The sequence below is a fragment of the Pseudomonas sp. GXM4 genome, assembly GCF_008923895.1.
Classification (GTDB): domain Bacteria; phylum Pseudomonadota; class Gammaproteobacteria; order Pseudomonadales; family Pseudomonadaceae; genus Aquipseudomonas; species Aquipseudomonas atacamensis.
The window spans coordinates 1-18,867 of record NZ_WBRZ01000094.1; the positions used below are offsets into that span (position 1 = coordinate 1).

The 18,867-nt window shown below is 59.2% G+C and carries 18 protein-coding genes and 1 tRNA gene; 14 read left to right on the top strand and 5 right to left on the bottom strand.

Annotation, left to right across the window (positions count from 1 at the left end):
- Positions 1-124: 124 nt before the first annotated feature.
- Positions 125-403, bottom strand: coding sequence for a DUF3509 domain-containing protein (locus F8N49_RS13905; protein WP_016773780.1), 279 nt, complete (start codon positions 401-403; stop codon positions 125-127).
- Between the two features lie 385 nt (positions 404-788).
- Between F8N49_RS13905 and F8N49_RS13910 the strand changes: the two genes are divergently transcribed.
- From F8N49_RS13910 to F8N49_RS13955, 10 genes are all read left to right on the top strand, one after another.
- The gene (locus F8N49_RS13910) at positions 789-2,627 is read left to right on the top strand and encodes a long-chain-acyl-CoA synthetase (RefSeq protein ID WP_151551776.1); all 1,839 of its coding nucleotides are present in this window, start codon (positions 789-791) and stop codon (positions 2,625-2,627) included.
- Positions 2,628-2,722: 95 nt separating this feature from the next.
- Positions 2,723-3,241 carry an ankyrin repeat domain-containing protein gene (locus tag F8N49_RS13915; RefSeq protein WP_039763836.1) on the top strand — a complete coding sequence of 173 codons (519 nt, stop codon included), beginning with the start codon at positions 2,723-2,725 and terminating at the stop codon, positions 3,239-3,241.
- An 80-nt stretch (positions 3,242-3,321) separates the two neighbouring features.
- Positions 3,322-3,852 carry a hypothetical protein gene (locus tag F8N49_RS13920; RefSeq protein WP_122751779.1) on the top strand — a complete coding sequence of 177 codons (531 nt, stop codon included), beginning with the start codon at positions 3,322-3,324 and terminating at the stop codon, positions 3,850-3,852.
- 71 nt (positions 3,853-3,923) lie between these two features.
- The gene (locus F8N49_RS13925; protein ID WP_016773784.1) at positions 3,924-4,115 is read left to right on the top strand and encodes a PLDc N-terminal domain-containing protein; all 192 of its coding nucleotides are present in this window, start codon (positions 3,924-3,926) and stop codon (positions 4,113-4,115) included.
- 241 nt (positions 4,116-4,356) lie between these two features.
- The gene (gene speE, locus F8N49_RS13930; protein WP_016773785.1) at positions 4,357-5,232 is read left to right on the top strand and encodes a polyamine aminopropyltransferase; all 876 of its coding nucleotides are present in this window, start codon (positions 4,357-4,359) and stop codon (positions 5,230-5,232) included.
- A gap of 187 nt (positions 5,233-5,419) precedes the next feature.
- On the top strand, positions 5,420-5,653 hold the full coding sequence (locus F8N49_RS13935) for a hypothetical protein (protein WP_024012230.1): 234 nt from the start codon (positions 5,420-5,422) through the stop codon (positions 5,651-5,653).
- 209 nt (positions 5,654-5,862) lie between these two features.
- Positions 5,863-6,210, top strand: coding sequence for a ribonuclease E inhibitor RraB (locus F8N49_RS13940; protein ID WP_003223226.1), 348 nt, complete (start codon positions 5,863-5,865; stop codon positions 6,208-6,210).
- A 477-nt stretch (positions 6,211-6,687) separates the two neighbouring features.
- Complete coding sequence (locus F8N49_RS13945; protein ID WP_016773787.1) at positions 6,688-8,097, top strand: circularly permuted type 2 ATP-grasp protein; 1,410 nt, start codon at positions 6,688-6,690, stop codon at positions 8,095-8,097.
- Between the two features lie 12 nt (positions 8,098-8,109).
- Positions 8,110-9,060 (top strand): alpha-E domain-containing protein, encoded by a 951-nt coding sequence (locus tag F8N49_RS13950; protein WP_016773788.1) that lies wholly within the window; start codon positions 8,110-8,112, stop codon positions 9,058-9,060.
- Positions 9,057-9,860, top strand: a complete 804-nt coding sequence (locus F8N49_RS13955; RefSeq protein ID WP_151551777.1) for a transglutaminase family protein — start codon at positions 9,057-9,059, stop codon at positions 9,858-9,860. Before F8N49_RS13950 ends, F8N49_RS13955 begins: the two co-directional genes overlap by 4 nt.
- A gap of 120 nt (positions 9,861-9,980) precedes the next feature.
- On the opposite strand, the gene F8N49_RS13960 is transcribed toward F8N49_RS13955, so the two are convergent.
- Complete coding sequence (locus F8N49_RS13960; protein ID WP_151551779.1) at positions 9,981-10,802, bottom strand: cytochrome c; 822 nt, start codon at positions 10,800-10,802, stop codon at positions 9,981-9,983.
- A gap of 577 nt (positions 10,803-11,379) precedes the next feature.
- Between F8N49_RS13960 and F8N49_RS13965 the strand changes: the two genes are divergently transcribed.
- The 3 genes from F8N49_RS13965 (at position 11,380) to F8N49_RS13975 (ending at position 15,575) form a co-directional block, all read left to right on the top strand.
- Positions 11,380-12,585: an acetyl-CoA C-acetyltransferase gene (locus F8N49_RS13965; RefSeq protein WP_071171536.1), complete on the top strand. Its 1,206-nt coding sequence runs from the start codon at positions 11,380-11,382 to the stop codon at positions 12,583-12,585.
- 24 nt (positions 12,586-12,609) lie between these two features.
- Positions 12,610-14,754 (top strand): 3-hydroxyacyl-CoA dehydrogenase NAD-binding domain-containing protein, encoded by a 2,145-nt coding sequence (locus F8N49_RS13970; protein WP_151551778.1) that lies wholly within the window; start codon positions 12,610-12,612, stop codon positions 14,752-14,754.
- A gap of 92 nt (positions 14,755-14,846) precedes the next feature.
- A complete protein-coding gene (locus tag F8N49_RS13975; RefSeq protein ID WP_110645140.1) occupies positions 14,847-15,575 on the top strand; it encodes an amidotransferase in 729 nt (242 codons plus the stop codon).
- Between the two features lie 69 nt (positions 15,576-15,644).
- Here F8N49_RS13975 and F8N49_RS13980 read toward each other — a convergent pair whose 3' ends face one another.
- The 3 genes from F8N49_RS13980 to F8N49_RS13990 form a co-directional block, all read right to left on the bottom strand.
- Entirely contained in the window at positions 15,645-16,616 is a 972-nt protein-coding gene (locus F8N49_RS13980; protein WP_122612025.1) for a magnesium and cobalt transport protein CorA, read from the bottom strand.
- 132 nt (positions 16,617-16,748) lie between these two features.
- A complete protein-coding gene (locus F8N49_RS13985; protein WP_024012238.1) occupies positions 16,749-17,471 on the bottom strand; it encodes a 1-acylglycerol-3-phosphate O-acyltransferase in 723 nt (240 codons plus the stop codon).
- A gap of 220 nt (positions 17,472-17,691) precedes the next feature.
- The gene (locus F8N49_RS13990; RefSeq protein WP_073472573.1) at positions 17,692-18,381 is read right to left on the bottom strand and encodes a crotonase/enoyl-CoA hydratase family protein; all 690 of its coding nucleotides are present in this window, start codon (positions 18,379-18,381) and stop codon (positions 17,692-17,694) included.
- Between the two features lie 296 nt (positions 18,382-18,677).
- Here F8N49_RS13990 and F8N49_RS13995 point away from each other — a divergent pair.
- Positions 18,678-18,767: transfer RNA gene (locus F8N49_RS13995), tRNA-Ser, on the top strand.
- Positions 18,768-18,867: the final 100 nt, after the last annotated feature.

Here is an 18,867-nt window from a genome sequence, read left to right on the forward strand (position 1 = left end):
AAATTTAGCCCTGACACACCGCTTTCGCGAGCAAGCTCGCTCCCACAGGGTTCTGCATCAACACAAAAAAACAGGCCGTGAAGCGAAAGCTCCACGGCCTGTTTTGCTTATAGCGCTTTAAAAATTACAGCGAGTGATAGGTCGGCAGAGCAAAACGCTGCTGGCTCTGCAGCATTGCAATTTGCGGCAGCTCGCTGGCTTGTTCGGCCAGGTCGCGGCGGATCGCGCTGATCGCCCACGACAGTTGGTCACCGGCATGCAGTTGCTGATACGAGAGGGCGCGTTTGAAGACTTTGCCGTCGCTGCTACGCAGAGTGAGCAGGATGCCACCGTCAGGACGTGGGGCAGTGCTCACTTCGTAGTTGGAGAACAGCGATGTAAATTTTTCTTGAATCAGGCTCATGTCATCAGCTCCGTATGTACTTGAATGGCAAGCATGCGGAGGTAGTTGCAGCGTTTGTGCCAGTATTGATGCGAATAAAATCCTTTTAAAATCAATAAGTTGAAGGCATTGCATTTTGCAGGTGTCGTGCAATCTGCATGAATGGCCATCGTGCATCCTGCATTTTGCGTGATTTTTCTCCATACAACGGAACCAAACGTCCGTACCAGAATCCGCTCTTCCCCGGAGGCGCGACGGGATACAAATCATTGCAAAAACCGCGTGTACAGCCCCGCGAGCACTGACGTACTTTCCTTCTCGACCCACAGCGTAAAAGCGTCGGTCGCAGTCATTACCCGATAACAAGAACAGCGGTCTGCACGTCAAGATCGAACGGGGAGCTTTCATGCGTCACGCACCAAGCGACACGATTACCTGGGGCATGATGCTCCGCAAACTGCCGATGATCGCCAAGGCCATCCCCCGCGTGGTCAAAGGCATGAAAGTGGCCAATGTCACGGATCCGACCCAAACGTGTGGTCTGGGCTGGACGTTCGAGCAGGCGACGCGGCGCAATCCCGATGGTGTGGCGTTGTTGCAGGGCGACGTGGCGTTGACCTACACGCAGGTCAACCAGTGGGCCAATCGCATTGCGCATTACCTGAGCGAGCAAGGCATCGGCAAGGGCGATGTGGTCGCGGTGTTCATCGAGAACCGTGCGGAATTACTGGTGACAATCCTGGCGCTGGCCAAGCTCGGCGCGGTGAGTGCGCTGCTCAATACCTCGTTGATGCGCGACACGCTTGTTCACAGCATCAATCTGGTTGCGCCGGTGGCTATTGTGGTTGGCGAAGAACTGACCGCTGCCTATGCCGGCGTGCGTGATCAGGTTGCGATCGCAGCGCCGCGCACCTGGTTCGTCGCCGATCAGGACACCTACAGCCATCCGGGCATCGCGCCTGAGGGCTACGTCAATCTGATCAGCGCCAGTGCTGACGCCAGTAGCGATAACCCGCCGAGCAGCGCGCAGATTTTCTTCGACGATCCGTGTTTCTACATCTACACCTCCGGCACCACCGGCCTGCCCAAGGCCGGGGTTTTCAAGCATGGACGCTGGATGCGCAGTTCGGCGAGCTTCGGCATGATCGCCCTCGATATGCGCCCGGATGATGTCGTTTACTGCACCTTGCCGCTGTATCACGCCACGGGCCTGTGCGTGTGCTGGGGATCGGCGATCAACGGCGCCTCGGGTTTCGCCATCCGCCGCAAGTTCAGCGCCAGCCAGTTCTGGGGTGACGTGCGCCGCTATCGCGCGACCACCATCGGCTACGTCGGCGAACTCTGTCGCTATCTGGTCGAGCAACCGGTCAGCGCCGATGACAGCCGCCACGACGTGCGCAAGATGATCGGCAATGGTTTGCGTCCTGGTGCCTGGGCCGAGTTCAAGACGCGTTTTGCCGTCGAGCACATTTGTGAGCTGTACGCGGCGAGCGACGGCAACATCGGTTTCACCAACATCCTCAATTTCGACAACACCGTCGGGTTTTCGCTGATGGCGTGGGAACTGGTCGCTTACGACCATGACAGTGGCGAGCCATTGCGCGGCGATGATGGTTTCATGCGCAAGGTCGGCAAGGGCGAGCAGGGCCTGCTGCTGGCGCGGATCGACGACAAGGCACCGCTGGACGGTTACACCGACCCGCAGAAAACCGCCCGCGTCGTCCTCCACGATGTGTTCAACAAGGGCGATCGCTTTTTCAACACCGGCGACCTGCTGCGCAATATCGGTTTCGGCCATGCGCAATTTGTTGATCGCCTCGGCGATACCTATCGCTGGAAGGGTGAAAACGTGTCGACCACCGAAGTCGAGAATTTGTTGCTGCAACATCCGCTGATCGCTGAAGCCGTGGCCTACGGTGTGGAAATCCCCAACACCAACGGGCGTGCGGGGATGGCTGCAATTACTCCCGCCGAATCCTTGGCCACGCTGGATTTCGCTGAACTGCTGAGTTTCGCCCGGCAACGTATGCCGGCTTATGCCGTGCCGTTGTTCTTGCGGGTGAAAGTGAAAATGGAAACCACCGGGACCTTCAAATACCAGAAGACCCGCCTGAAAACGGAAGGCTTTGACCCCGGGCTCACCGGCGATGACCCGATCTTCGCCTGGCTGCCGGGCAGCGAAACCTATGTGCATGTCAGTGAGCAAATCCTCGCTGAAATTCAACAGGGCAAACATCGATATTGAGTGTGGCTATCGGGACGCTCGGAAAAAACCGAGTGACAGCCACCGTCGCGCTCGGGAAACTGTCGGCTTTCCGATAGACCGAAATGGAGTGCCCCATGTCCGACCAAAGCCGCCAGATGACCCCTGAAGAAGCTGCCGAATTCACCGAGCAGGTTTTCAACAAGGCGCGCGACGGTGATGCCGAGATGCTTGATCGCTTGGTCACCGCCGGGCTGCCGGTGAACCTGAAAAACAGCAAGGGCGACACCTTGTTGATGCTCGCCAGCTACTACGGCCATGTCGATGCGGTGAAGGTCCTGCTTAAACACAAGGCCGATCCGGAAATGCGCAATGGCAACGGCCAGAGCCCGATTGCCGGCGCCGCGTTCAAGGGCGATCTGGCGGTGGTCAAGGCGCTGGTCGAGGCGGGCGCCGAGATTGAAGGTTCTTCCTTCGACGGCCGTACCGCGCTGATGATGGCGGCAATGTTCAACCGCGTTGAAATCGTCGACTACCTGATCGGCCAGGGTGCAGACCCGAAAGCCAAGGACGCCAATGGCGTGACCGCGCTCGACGCGGCGCGGACCATGGGCGCAGTCGATACCACCGCGCAGCTGGAAAAGTTGCTGGCGTAAAGTCCACGGACTGTGGCGAAGGGCAGAATGCGCTATCCTTCGCGCCCTGAAAATTCACCTCCGCCACAGGATCCGCCCTCATGAAAGCCGCACTCGTCGAACTCATCAGCAAAATCAGCTCCGGCTGCATGGGCGAGGACGAGATCCTGAAGGTGGCCGACGAAGCCGCTCAGGCCTACGCCGATGCCGAGGCTTTTCTGACCGCCAATCCGGACATCAACTACGACGACACTTTCCCGATCCCGCTGGGTGAGTGGGTAGTGGTCGGTAGCCTGCCGGAAACCGTGCTGTTTCAGGCCGATACCTATGTCGACCTGTTCGCACAAATCGTTGCCTCGTTTGGTCCGGGCGTCGATTTCAATCTCAAGCCCAAACAACTGGCCAAGACCGAAGCGCTGACCGCACTCAACCGCATCCAGGTGCAAATGAGCAGCCTGAACAAGGAGAACGGCGGTTACACGTTGATGAACTTCAGCCAGTTGCTCGACGATGAGTTGCAAATGGTCCTGGTCTACGGCAACGATGTGCCCCGCGTGCTGGAGTTGTGCGCCGAGGTTGGCATCGCCGCCGCGCCAGCGCTGGAAGCCTTGAAGGTCGCCGTTCACGTCTGAACGCAATAAAAGGGAACCCTGCGCGCGACCGTCTATCCTAAAAGTGCATGCCACTATTCTGGAGCGACACCATGGGTTCCACGTTCAACGGTCTGATTGGCCTGATCATCCTTGCCCTCGACATCTGGGCCATCATCAACGTGCTGAAAAGCGGCGCCTCCACCGGAATGAAAATCGTCTGGGTGTTGCTGATCATCCTCCTGCCGGTGCTGGGCCTGATCATCTGGGCGATTGCCGGACCGCGAGGCAACGTCCGGATCTGAGCTGATTTTCGATCACACGGTCATCTCTGTGGGAGCGAGCCTGCTCGCGAAGACGTTGGGTCAGTCGCCATCACCGGCAACTGATGCTGCGCTTTCGCGAGCAGGCTCGCTCCCACAGTGGTTTGCGCTGGTAAAAAACAACCGGAGGTTCGACCTGTCATCTTCGGCAACGTAGAATGCGCGCCTTTCCCGGGCAATCGTCCCTACGATGGCGCCCGCGCATTTATCGGAGCACTTGACCATGACCGTCACCAAGACCAGCGAGTACCTGGAAACCCTCTACGAAGGCTACGGCCAGCGTTTTCGCATGGAAAAACTGCTGCACGAAGTGCGCACCGAACACCAGCATCTGGTGATCTTCCAGAACCCGCGCATGGGCCGGGTGATGGCGCTGGACGGCGTGATCCAGACCACCGAAGCTGACGAATTCATCTACCACGAGATGCTCACCCACGTGCCGATCCTCGCCCATGGCACTGCCAAGCGCGTGCTGATCATCGGCGGCGGTGACGGCGGTATGCTGCGCGAAGTGACCAAGCACGCCGGCGTCGAGCACATCACCATGGTTGAAATCGACGGCACCGTGGTCGACATGTGCAAGGAGTTCCTGCCGAACCATTCCGCCGGTGCCTACGACGATCCGCGCCTGAACCTGGTGATCGATGACGGCATGCGTTTCGTCGCTACCACCACTGAAAAATTCGACGTGATCATCTCCGACTCCACCGACCCGATCGGCCCGGGCGAAGTGCTGTTCTCGGAGAACTTCTACCAGGCATGCCACCGCTGCCTGAACGAAGGCGGCATCCTGGTGACTCAGAACGGCACACCGTTCATGCAAATCGACGAAGTCAAAACCACCGCCGGTCGCCTGCGCAGCCTGTTCCCGGACTGGCATTTCTATCAGGCCGCCGTGCCGACCTACATCGGCGGTTCGATGACCTTCGCCTGGGGCTCGACCAACCCGGCCTACCGCAAGCTCAGCCGTGAAACCCTGCAACAGCGCTTCATCGGCAGCGGCATCGTCACCCGTTACTACAACCCGGAAATCCACATCGGCGCGTTCGCCTTGCCGCAATACGTGCTGCAGGCGGTCAACAAGCCGAGCAACGACTGATCACGCTGAAGTCGCTCTGCAAGGGAGCTTTTGTGGCGAGGGGATTTATCCCCTCGCCACAGAAGTCCGCCTTACCGATTGGATGGTTATTTTCACCGTTGTCGGCTGTAATCCTTTTGAACCAACTATCGCGGAAAAAAGTCGAGATAGAGGTAAGCCCATTTACGGGTTGATCGAGGAGGCACTGATGCAAAAGTGGAAAGTCACTTTCGTGGATGATCACGGTGAAATTGTCGATGAAGTCTTCGAACGTGAGGAATGCCCGTCCGATGATGAAGCCGCACGGCTCGTCAAAGAGCGGCTTCTTCCGGTCGCCGCCAAGCTGGATCTCAACGATCTGGAAGGGCGCACCGCCGATGCCGGGGTGAAAAACCTCAAGACCCAGAACGGCATCGAAATCCGCAGCATCACCCCTGTCTGAACACTTCCTGTCATCTCGTAAACCAGGCCTTGGCAGCGGCGCTCTCTTGGGGCTACTCTGCAAGCGAGATCAGCGAATGGATCGCTAAGGTCTGGTCTTGTCAGCTACATGCTTGTTTCCCGCGCGCAACCACGTTGCCGTAGTACTTAGGCCAAAAGGCCCGGGGCGGGAATACGGAAAGTCTATCCATCAATCGAGGGGGACGATTCATGAGCACAGCCTATCAAGAAGACATCAGCAGCAACGTTCTGCGCCGCATGAAAGAAGGCGGTTTCGATTTTTCCCGGTTCCATCCCATCGAGTTCTACGCGATTTTCCCGGACGAGGAGCGGGCGCGCAGGGCAGCAGGCAAATTTCGTGGTGAATCCATCAATGCCCAGGTCAGTGCGCGCGACGACGGCGCCTGGTCGCTGGAATTGAGCAAAGTGATGTACGCAACCTATGACGACATCGGCGATTTCGAGCAAGGCTTTTCAGCCGTGGTCGAACCGCTGGGCGGCATTATCGAGGGTTGGGGCGTGAAGCAGGAGGTGCGCAATCGTTACCGGTTGAATTGATATTGCGCATTGTCTGTCGGGCAACGGCTGACCTTCGGGTCGGCCGTTGTCGTTTCTGGCTTCTGCACATCGCAGTGGCAAAACCCTGAAACAAGAATCCTGGGCAAAAAAAAGCCACCGGAGAGGGTGGCTAAAAGGGAAGACGGGTATGCAATAAAGTCCTGTCGGGACGGGGCTGCCAAGGCAGTTCAGATCAGTTGAGCTGTCTACTTCGCGGCGGCGTGCCGGGGAAGTTTTGCAGCGAATGCGCGGATTATCCGCAGTCGTGGCCGGGCAGTGAAATCAACTCTGACTATGCTGGTGATAGGCGATGCAGTGCGTCGCAATGAAGCGGGGGCAATCGGACCGGGGCATTTGCCGCACAGGAATGGTGCGCAGCCTTCGGCGTGGATCTACAACCGATTGAAATCAAAGCGTTTATGCCGATGGCACGGGCCTTGCGAAGGCCTGTATGTCCGGAGTGACAAGGAGTACGGCATGATCCGCACCTATTTTGACGAGATGTACGATGCCGGCGGACTGGTCCGCCCGCATTACCGGGAATTTGCCCGCTGGCTGGCCGAGACGCCCGACGAGCTGCTCGCGCAGCGCCGCCGCGAGGCCGATCTGCTGTTCCACCGTGCCGGGATCACCTTCACGCTCTATGGCGACGAGCAGGGCACCGAGCGCCTGATTCCGTTCGACACCATTCCCCGCAGCATTCCGGCCAGTGAATGGCGGATTGTCGAGCGCGGCTGCATTCAGCGGGTCAAAGCGTTGAACATGTTTCTCGCCGACCTCTACCACGAGCAGCGCATCATCAAGGCCGGGATCATTCCCGCCGAACAGGTGCTGGCCAACGAGCAATACCAATTGGCGATGCAAGGCCTGGATCTGCACCGCGACATCTACTCGCATATCTCCGGCGTCGATCTGGTGCGCGATGGCGATGGCACTTATTACGTTCTCGAAGACAACCTGCGCACACCCAGCGGCGTCAGCTACATGCTCGAGGACCGCAAGATGATGATGCGTCTGTTCCCCGAACTGTTCTCCGCCCAACGCATCGCCCCGATCGATCACTATCCCAATCTGCTGCTCGACACCCTGAAAAGCTCAAGCCCGATCGACAATCCGAGCGTAGTGGTGTTGACGCCGGGGCGCTTCAACAGCGCGTTCTTCGAACATGCGTTTCTTGCCCGGGAAATGGGCGTGGAACTGGTCGAAGGTGCGGATCTGTTCGTGCGTGACGACAAAGTCTTCATGCGCACCACTGACGGCCCGAAAGCGGTCGACGTGATCTACCGTCGCCTCGACGATGCCTTCCTCGATCCGCTGGCATTCAACCCGGACTCAATGCTCGGCGTGCCGGGGCTGCTGTCGTCCTATCGTTCCGGCAATGTGGTGCTGGCCAACGCCATCGGCACCGGAGTGGCGGACGATAAATCGGTGTACCCGTTTGTCACCGACATGATCCGTTTCTACCTCGACGAAGAGCCGATTCTGAAAAACGTGCCGACCTGGCAGTGCCGCAACCCGTCCGAGCTGTCCCACGTGCTGGCCAATCTTCCGGAACTGGTGGTCAAGGAAACCCAAGGCTCCGGCGGTTACGGGATGCTCGTTGGGCCAGCCGCGACGACGGCGGAAATCGATGCCTTTCGCGAGCGCATCAAAGCCAAACCCCATGCCTACATTGCGCAACCGACACTATCGCTGTCGACCTGTCCGACCTTTGTCGAAAACGGCATCGCGCCGCGCCATATCGACTTGCGTCCGTTCGTGCTGTCCGGCCGCGAAACCCGGGTCGTGCCCGGCGGTTTGACCCGTGTCGCGTTGCGTGAAGGCTCCCTGGTGGTGAACTCCTCCCAGGGCGGCGGGACCAAGGACACCTGGGTAGTCGAGGATTGAAGGAAGCTTGCCATGTTAAGTAGAACTGCCTCGGATCTGTACTGGATGTCGCGTTACCTGGAGCGTGCGGAGAATCTCGCGCGCATGCTCGACATCAGTTATTCGCTGTCGCTGATGCCGCAGGACGGGCGCGGCGACGGTCTGCACGAACTCGCCATGCCGTTGCTGATCACCGGCACCCTGGACGATTACCTTGAACGCCACGGCGATCTCCACGCCGAGCGCCTGCTGCATTTCTTCGCACTGGATGCGGCCAACCCGGCCAGTATCTACAGCTGCCTTGGTGCAGCGCGGGCCAGTGCTCATGCGGTACGCGGGCGAATCACTGCGGACATGTGGGAAAACATCAACGCGACCTGGCTGGAAATTCGCGGCATCGCCGAACAGGGCTTGAGCCGCTATGGCATGAGTCGTTTCTGTGAATGGATCAAGGAACGTTCGCACCTGTTTCGTGGCGCCTCATACGGCACGATCATGCGCAACGACGCGTTTCGCTTTATTCGTCTGGGCACGTTTATCGAGCGCGCGGACAACACGCTGCGCCTGCTCGATGCCCGTTACGAAATGGCCGGCGATCAGGCCGAAGCAGTCAGCGACGGCACGGCGCACGCCTATTACCAATGGAGTGCGCTGCTGCGCGCCTTGTCCTCATTCGAGGCCTACACCGAAATCTACCGCGACGCGCCCGGCGCCCGGCATGTCGCCGAACTGCTGCTGTTACGCGCCGATGTGCCGCGTTCGCTGCGTGCCTGTACCGAAGAGATCGACCAGATCCTCGCGCAACTGCCAGGCGCCAACGGCCGACCGGCACAACGCCTGGCGGCGGAAATGGACGCACGCCTGCGCTACACCGGCATCAACGAAATCCTCGAAGAAGGCCTGCACGCCTGGCTGACCGAATTCATCCCGCTGGTGCGCCAGTTGGGCAACGCCATTCACAGTTCCTACCTGGAGGCTGCATGAGACTTTCCATAAGCCACGAGACCACCTATCACTACGAAGATCAGGTGCGCGCGAGCATCCAGTACCTGCGCCTGACGCCCCACGACAGCGAGCGCCAGCATGTTCTCAGTTGGCAACTCGACCTGCCGCGTCCGGTGCGTGCGCAGCTCGATCCGTTCGGCAACATCCTGCATGTGCTGACCATGGACGAGCCGCACGAAGCGATCATCATCGGCGCCCGGGGGCAGGTCGATATCGATGAATTGCGCGAGGCCGAACATGAGAGCCAGTCGGCGCTGCCGTTCCTGCGCTTCACGCGCCTGACCGAAGCCGATGAAGCCTTGCGCGAATTTGCCGCGAAGAACTGCAAGCAACGGCGAGATCGCACCGCGCTGATCGACTTGATGCACGGTCTGAATCAGCACATGAGCTACAAGCCGGGCTCGACTGAAGTCGACACCAGCGCCGCCGAAGCTTTCGCCGGTCGCGCCGGGGTTTGTCAGGATCATACCCATGCGTTTCTCGCCTGCGCGCGCAGCCTCGGTGTGCCGTCGCGTTACGTGTCGGGGTATCTCTACAGCGAAGATTGCGAGCATCTGGCCAGTCATGCCTGGGCAGAAGCGTGGCTGGACGACGCGTGGTACAGCTTCGACGTGACCAACCAACTGGCGCGCCCGGAGCGACACTTGAAGCTGGCGGTCGGCCTGGATTATCTCGATGCCTGCCCGGTCCGCGGCATGCGCCGGGGCGGCGGCTGCGAGCAGATGCACGCCAAGGTATTCGTCTCGCCGACGCCGGTTATATCCGTCCAGCAACAATAGCTCGACGCACGCAAAGCCCTGTGGGAGCGAGCCTGCTCGCGAAAGCGGTCCATCAGCTAGCCAACCAGCGACTGACACTCCGCCTTCGCGAGCAGGCTCGCTCCCACCAGGTTGACTGCATCAAGGCTTGGCTTTGCGCCCGGCCATGTGCTTGAGATAGCCCACCAGCATTTCCAGGTCTCCATCCGGCAACACCTGCGCGGAAAACCCCGGCATCTTCGCCTGCGGCCACTGACGCAAACTCTGCGGATCGCGGATGTAGCGCTTCAAGAAATCCACCCCAAAATACTCGGTCGGGCTATACGGAATATTCAGATCCGGACCGAACTGCGCGTCTCCGGCACCATTCAACCGGTGACAGGCCAGGCAGTTTTTCTGAAACAGGGCAAAACCCTTGTTCACCGGATCATCGGCCTTCAAGGCAGGATCGGGCAGCAGGGCAGGGAAGCGTTGGGCCACCGACGCCATCAGCTTGATGCTGGCGACTTCGAACGGCCACTGTTCGGGGCTGATATTGCCGGCCTGCGGATCGGTCCAGACCAGATAGAACGGCCCGGCGCTGTGCTTGCCGGCAGACAGCGGTGGCCACGGCCGCGCCGGGTCCTCGATTGCCAGCCATGCTCGTGCGCCGTCCTTGTTCAGCAAGGGTGCAGCGGCCAGCTCTGCGGCAAAGCCGTCCAGCGCCACCGCTTGCAAGTGATCCTCCGGCTTGACCCCCTTCAGCAATGCGGCCAGAGGCACCGCCTGATAGGTCATGTCCTTCTTGTAGGAAACATCATTGTTGATCGTGAGAGTTTGCAGCTGAGGATGTTTGAGCAGCTCTTCGGTCTGCCAGGTGCGGCTGTTTGCGCCCAACTGCAGATCCAGTTGTGCGGCAGCCAAGGGCAAGCTCAGTAGCAAGGCACCGAGCGCAGTGAGCGTTTTCAAATGATCGCCGTCCATGTCGTGGGAGTGCGCAAAGGTTGGCACAACCGCGCTGGCCCGGGTAGCGGGCCAGTCACATTTTCAGTGGCGATATACAGCACGCGACGTTTGAATCAGCCGATGACCTTGGTCAGATTCGGCAAGATCAACAACAGCGTCGTGGCGAAAAGAATGAGTCCTGCTTGACGTACTTTCGGTTGTTTGAACATGGCTTGACCGCCTTTATTGTTATTTCCTGATGCATGCCTGAGTGCATATCCCTGACGGCACGCGTTGCACTTCCTGTTAAAGGACGCCCGTCTCGGCAAAACCCGACGACGATGGCGTACATCTTCACCTTAGAGCCCACGTCTGCCTTCGCTTAGATCCATTTCATATGGAGTTCTTTGCAAAAGCTCTTAAAACGGCATGAGGCGTATTGCCAGCTTCTTTGCCGCCCGCTGGCTAGACAACTCGGCGACCTGAACCGGTTCACCTGATGACGGATGACCGTCCGTCTGAGCGTGTGCGTCAAGCGCTTTGAGCAATGTGGTCATTGCTTGCCAGTCGGCGCAGGGCGAAAGTGAAGTGACAATAAATCAGGTTCGAGGACGTCATGACTGAAGCTTTGATTTTCGATGCGTTGCGCACCCCGCGTGGCAAAGGCAAGGCCGATGGCGCGCTGCACAGCGTGAAGCCGGTCAACCTGGTGGCCGGTTTGCTGAGCGCCTTGCAGGCGCGCACCGCGCTGGACACCAGTCAGGTCGATGATGTTGTCCTCGGCTGCGTCACGCCGATTGGCGATCAAGGCTCGGACATCGCCAAGACGGCGGTGCAAGTGGCCGACTGGGACGTCAGCGTCGCCGGTGTGCAGATCAACCGTTTCTGCGCTTCGGGTCTGGAAGCGGTGAATCTTGGCGCGATGAAAGTGCGCTCGGGCTTCGAGGATCTGGTGGTGGTTGGCGGCGTCGAGTCGATGTCGCGGGTGCCAATGGGCAGCGATGGCGGCGCCTGGGCGCTGGACCCGCAGACCAACCTGCACAGCCATTTCACCCCGCAAGGGGTCGGCGCCGATCTGATCGCCACCCTCGAAGGCTTCAGCCGGCAGGATGTCGATGCCTACGCACTGCACTCCCAGCAAAAAGCCGCGCGAGCACGGTCCGACGGCTCGTTCAACAAGTCGCTGGTGCCGGTGCAGGATCAGAACGGCATCATCCTGCTTGATCACGATGAGTTTATCCGCGCCGAATCGACCCTCGAAGGCCTGGGCAAGCTCAAGCCAAGTTTCGAAATGATCGGGCAGATGGGCTTTGACGCCACGGCGTTGCGGGTCTACAGCCATGTCGAGCGGATCAACCACGTGCACACGCCGGGCAACAGTTCCGGGATTGTCGACGGTGCGGCGCTGATGCTCATCGGCTCCGAAGCCAAGGGCCGCGCGCTGGGGCTGCAGCCACGCGCGCGTATCGTCGCCACGGCCGTCACCAGCACAGATCCGACCATCATGCTCACCGGCCCAGCGCCGGCGACCCGCAAAGCCTTGGCGAAGGCCGGACTGCGCGTGGAGGACATCGATCTGTTCGAGGTCAACGAAGCGTTTGCTTCGGTGGTGTTGAAATTCATCAAGGACATGGCCGTCGATCCCGGCAAGGTCAACGTCAACGGCGGCTCGATCGCCATGGGCCACCCGCTGGGCGCCACGGGTTGCGCGATCCTCGGCACCCTGCTTGATGAACTGGAAGCGCGGCATCTGCGCTACGGCCTGGCGACGCTGTGTGTCGGCGGCGGCATGGGCATTGCCACCATCATCGAACGCCTCTGAGCCCCGACTTCAAGGAACCCTGTTATGAGCGAAGCCATTCGTTACGAAAAAGGCCAGGACGGTATCGTCGTGCTGACCATGGACATGCCGGGCCAGAGCGCCAACACCATGAACGCCGTGTACCGCGAGGCCATGGCCGCTTGCGTTGCCCGCTTGCTGGCCGAGAAAGACAGCATTGCCGGAGTGATCATTACCTCGGCGAAGAAAACCTTTTTTGCCGGCGGCGACCTCAATGAATTGATCAAGGTCGGCAAGCCCGAAGCCAAAGCCTTCTACGACATGGTGCTGACCCTCAAGGCGCAATTGCGCAGCCTGGAAACCCTCGGCAAACCGGTGGTCGCGGCGATCAACGGCGCCGCGCTGGGCGGCGGCTGGGAGATCTGTCTGGCCTGTCACCACCGCATTGCTGTTGATGACGCCTCGGTGCAACTCGGTCTACCGGAAGTGACCTTGGGTCTTTTGCCGGGCGGCGGCGGGGTGGTGCGCATGGTGCGCATGCTCGGCATCGAAAAAGCCCTGCCGTACTTGCTTGAAGGCAAAAAAGTGCGCCCGCAACAGGCGTTGCAGGCCGGGCTGATTGATGAATTGGCAGCGGATCCAGATGAATTGCTGGCCAAGGCGCGTGCTTGGATTTTGGCCAATCCGGCGCCAGTGCAGCGCTGGGACGTCAAGGGTTACCAGATTCCTGGCGGCACGCCATCGAACCCGAAAGTGGCGCAAATGCTGGCGATTGCGCCGTCGATCCTGCGCGCGAAAACCCACGGCACTCTGCCGGCGCCGGAGAAGATTCTATGCGCGGCGGTGGAGGGCGCTCAGGTCGATTTCGACACCGCGCACCTGATCGAAACCCGCTACTTCACCGAGCTGACGACCGGGCAGATTTCGAAAAACCTGATCGGTACGTTCTGGTTCCAGTTGAACGAGATCAACGCCGGCGGTTCAAGACCGCAAGGTTTTGCGCCCTATAAAACCCGCAAAGTCGGTGTGCTCGGCGCCGGAATGATGGGCGCTGGCATCGCGTTCGTCAGCGCCTCGGCCGGTATCGACGTCGTCCTCAAGGACATCAACCTTGCCGCGGCCGAGAAGGGCAAAGCGCATTCCGCAGCGCTGCTGGACAAGAAAGTTGCCCGTGGCCAAATGACTGCCGAACAGCGCGAAGCGGTGCTGGCGCGAATCGTTGCGAGCGAAAGCGATGCCGATCTGGCCGGTTGCGATCTGATCATCGAAGCGGTGTTCGAGGATCGCCAACTCAAAGCCAGGGTGTCCGCCGCCGCGCAACAGGTCGTGGGCGGTGAAGCGGTCATTGCTTCCAATACGTCGACGCTGCCGATCACCGGTCTGGCGACGGCGGTGGCCGATCAAAGCAAATTCATCGGCCTGCATTTCTTCAGTCCGGTAGAAAAAATGCCGCTGGTGGAAATCATCAAAGGTGCGCAGACCAGCGCCGAAACTCTCGCTCGCGGTTTCGATTTCGTTCTGCAAATCAAGAAAACTCCGATCGTGGTCAACGACAGTCGCGGCTTCTTTACCTCGCGGGTGTTCGGCACGTTCACCAACGAGGGCATTGCCATGCTTGGCGAGGGCGTCAGTGCGCCGATGATCGAGACCGAAGCGCGCAAGGCCGGGATGCCGGTCGGGCCTCTGGCAATCTCCGACGAAGTTTCCCTCAGCCTGATGAGCCATATCCGTCAACAGACGGCCAAGGACCTACAAGCTGAAGGGAAACCGCTGATTGAGCACCCGGCCTTTGCCGTGATTGACTTGATGCTCAATGAATTCAAGCGACCGGGCAAAGCTGCCGGAGGCGGTTTTTATGAGTATCCAGCCGGTGCCCAGAAGCATTTATGGCCGGAGCTGAAAACGCGCTTCGAGAAGGCCGACGGACAGATCTCTGCGAAGGATGTGCGTGATCGGCTGTTGTTTGTGCAGGCCATCGAAACCGTGCGCTGTGTGGAGGAGGGCGTGCTGACCTCGACGGCGGATGCCAACGTCGGCTCGATCTTCGGCATCGGTTTCGCCGCATGGACCGGCGGGGCGCTGCAGTTCATCAACCAGTATGGCCTGAAGGACTTCATCGCCCGCGCGCAGTATCTGGCGGAACAATACGGCGAGCGCTTTACCCCGCCAGCGCTGTTGCTGGACAAAGCGGCGAAAGGTGAAATGTTCTAGGGCCAGCGAGCATTTCGGGGCTTGCCTTGGCCACGTGTTTCAAGGCAGGCTCTGGGGTGTTCATTATTCCCATCACGTGTCAGGTATTTTTTATGTCGCTGCGCATCTGCATTCTCGAAACCGACATCCTGCGGCCCGAACTGATTGACCAATATCAGGGCTATGGGCAGATGTTCCAGCGCCTGTTCTCGCAACAACCGATCGCCGCTGAGTTCACTGTCTATAACGTGGTGAAGGGTGAGTATCCAAGCGACGACGAGATTTTCGATGCGTATCTGGTCACTGGCAGCAAGGCCGATTCGTTCGGCACGGATCCGTGGATCCAGACCCTCAAGACGTATCTTCTGAATCGCTACGAACGCGGCGACAAATTGCTCGGCGTGTGCTTCGGCCATCAATTGCTGGCGCTATTGCTTGGTGGCAAGAGTGAGCGTGCGTCCCAAGGCTGGGGCGTCGGCACTCACAGCTACCAGCTGGCAGCCAAGGCGCCGTGGATGAGCCCGGTGCGCGAAGAGCTGACACTGCTGATCAGCCACCAGGACCAGGTCACCGAACTACCGGAAAACGCCACGGTCATCGCCTCCAGCGATTTCTGCCCGTTCGCGGCTTATCACATCAACGATCAAGTGCTGTGCTTCCAGGGCCACCCGGAATTCATTCACGATTACTCGCGCGCGCTGCTCGACCTGCGCCAGGAAGCGCTGGGCTCGCAGATCTACAGCAAGGGGGTCGCGAGCCTAGAGCAGGAGCATCATGGCGCCACCGTTGCAGAGTGGATGATGCGCTTCGTGGCGCACAAGCCAGAAGCGGCTCAACGCTAAAAGGGCCTGCTCCCACAATCCCTGTGGGAGCGAGCCTGCTCGCGAATATCCGGGGCAACGCGGTCCCGGCTACAGCCACCCGGACCGCTTGAAACTCGCCCACAAACTCACACACCCCACCGCAATAAACCCCAGCACCGCAAAATAACCGTAATGCCAGGTCAATTCCGGCATGTTCTGGAAGTTCATCCCGTAGATCCCCGCCACCGCTGTCGGGAACGCCAGAATCGCCGCCCACGCCGCAAACTTGCGCTGCACCACGCTCTGCCGGGATGCCTCGAGCAACACGCCGATCTCGATGGTCTGGCTGGCAATGTCCGCCAGCGTGCTCAGATCTTCCATTTGCCGCGTCACGTGAATCTGCACATCGCGAAAGTACGGACGCATGTTCTTGTCGATGAACGGGAAACTGAGCTTTTGCAGCTCTTCGCCAATTTCCACCATTGGCGCCGCATACCGGCGCAAGCGCACCACATCGCGGCGCAGACCGTGCAGCTTCTGGATGTCGCGCTCGTTGAGGGCGCTGCACAGCACGTTGCGCTCCAGCTCATCGATCTCGGCGTGTATCGCTTCGCCCACCGGCTGATAGTTCTCGATGACGAAATCGAGCAGCGCATACAGGACGAAATCTTCCCCGTGCTCGAGCAACAAAGGGCGCGCTTCACAGCGTTGCCGCACATAGGCGTACGACGCGGAATGGCCGTTGCGAGCAGTGATGATGTAACCCCTGCCGGCGAAGATATGCGTTTCGATAAATTGCAAGACGCCGTTTTCGCGAACCGGTGAGTAGGTGACGATAAACAGAGCGTCACCAAAGGTTTCCAGTTTCGGTCGGCTGTGTTTTTCCAGCGCGTCTTCGATGGCCAGCTCATGCAGGTTGAACTGTCGCTGCAGGTTGGATAATTCCTGTGCGTCCGGTTCTTCCAGACCGATCCAGACGAAGTGACCGGGTTTGGCGGCCCAGGCAGCACCTTCGTCCAGCGAAATATTAGAGACTTTCTTACCCTCGCTGTACACCGCAGCAGCAACAACTCGACCCATGGTGGTGATTCACTTCTTCTTGGCAGATGGCAGGGAAACAAGGCTTCAGCTTAGCCGTGTCGCTGCTTGAGAGTCAGTGAAACTTCTACAGTTCACCCGGCAAAAGAAAACCCGCACGGGGCGGGTTTGGTTTCACGCGGCTTGCAGTTGTCGATCCATCGACTCGATGCACTCGCGCATCTGCTCGCGGCATCGCTCGATCAGCATGGGCATGTCGTCCATGGTCAATCCGACTGTAGGAATCGCCGGCAAGGAACGTATGAGAACGTTGCCGCTGCGCCAGCGATTCAGGCGCATGTGCTTGATATAGCTGCTCACGCACACCGGAACGATCGGCACGCCGGCGGCAATTGCCATCTGGAACGCGCCTTTTTTGAACGGCAACAAATCTTCACCGAGGTTGCGGGTGCCTTCCGGAAACACCCAGATCGAGGTGTCTTCGTTCTGCAAGGTGTGGGTCGTCGTCAGCATCGACTGCCGCGCCTTGTGCGCATTGCCACGGTCGATCAACACATTGCCGGCCAGCCAGAACAACTGGCCGAACAACGGCACCCACTTCAGGCTTTTCTTGCCGATACACACGGTGCGGCGCGGGACGACATTGCCGAACACGAACAGATCGTAGTTGGACTGATGGTTGGCAATGATCACGCAACTGTCGGGCTTGTTCATCAAGCCGTTGACCTCGGACCTGACCCGCAAACGCAAGATACACATCGCCGGCAAAGCGTAGAGGCGGGCGCAGAGTCGGCTGTTGTCCGGGTTGAACGGGCGGCACAGTCCAAGGATCACGCCGAGCACGCCGGCCAGAATAAAGTGCAGGCCCATCAACAACATACGAAACACAAACAGCATTTTTGCAGGCCCACCGGGACAAAAGGTGGCGCAGTGTACGGATGTGCACTGTTTTCGGCAATTGCCGCTATAGAGTCCGGAGATGGCCGATGTTTAAGCGCATGTTTCAGTCTTGCCTGTCAGGCGCGTCCTAGAGCTTTCCGCGAATCTTCGACGTGTGACGTAAGAAAAAGCCCGACACGAGGGCGGGCTATTCACTTACCGGCAGATCCTGGACGAGTCAGCCCAGATGTTGCTGATCCTGCAGGATGGCGTCGTCAAGAGTTTCCAGCAGTTGCTTGCGCACTTTCAGCTTGGTGTTCTTGTGCGCGAGCATGTTGATCTTCTTCAACTGCCGCGCGGCAGTCAGCGCGGCGCCCTGCAATTCTTCGGCTGTGACGACTTTGTCGAGGAAGCCTGCATCAACAGCACTTTGCGGATCGAACATCTCGCCATTGATCACCGACCGATGGAAAGCCGAACGCCGCAAACGGTCGCGTGCCAGCTCAATACCGGCGTGGTGCATGGTCATGCCGATTTGCACTTCGTTCAGACCGATGCTGAACGGGCCATCGACACCGATGCGGTAATCGGCGGACAACAGCAGGAAAGCGCCCTTGGCCACAGCGTGTCCCGGGCAAGCAACGATCACCGGGAACGGGTGAGAGAGCAGGCGGCGGGCCAGCGTCGAACCGGCTGTCACCAGCGCAACGGCTTCTTTCGGGCCGGCGGTCATCACCTTCAGGTCATAACCACCGGAGAGAATCCCCGGCTGCCCGGTAATGATCACCACCGCGCGATCCGCCACCGCCTGATCCAGCGCCGCGTTAAACGCCGCAATCACATCCGGAGAAATCGCGTTGACCTTGCCATTGTTCAGGGTCAGGGTCGCGATACCGTCTTCGAGGTGGTAGGCAATCAACTCGCTCATGACGCTATTCCTTATTAGAAAGATGGGCAGACGTTACCCACCGCCGCAGGCCAGGTAAAGCGCCGTGACTGACCTGCCAGTCACCGTTTTGCGCTTCGGCCAGCGTCGCGCGCGTGTTGCCTGCTATAAAGGAAGCGTGCGGCTTACCCGAGATTGGCGGGTTTGCCATCACCCGCTTTGGCAGAATGAAGCGTGCTCTCTTAAGCGCATGAAAATTCTGAAAAAAAGTTTGCCATCGCAAAAGCTTTCGACTACATTAGCGCGCCTCGACAGACAGAACATGTCTGCAGAGATACGGTGAAGTGTCCGAGTGGCTTAAGGAGCACGCCTGGAAAGTGTGTATACAGGAAACTGTATCGAGAGTTCGAATCTCTCCTTCACCGCCAAATTTGAAACGACAAAACCCCTGAAAACGTTAAAGTTTTCAGGGGTTTTGCGTTTCTGGAAGCCAAAAAACGACTAAGAAAACGAACCCGACTCAGTGTC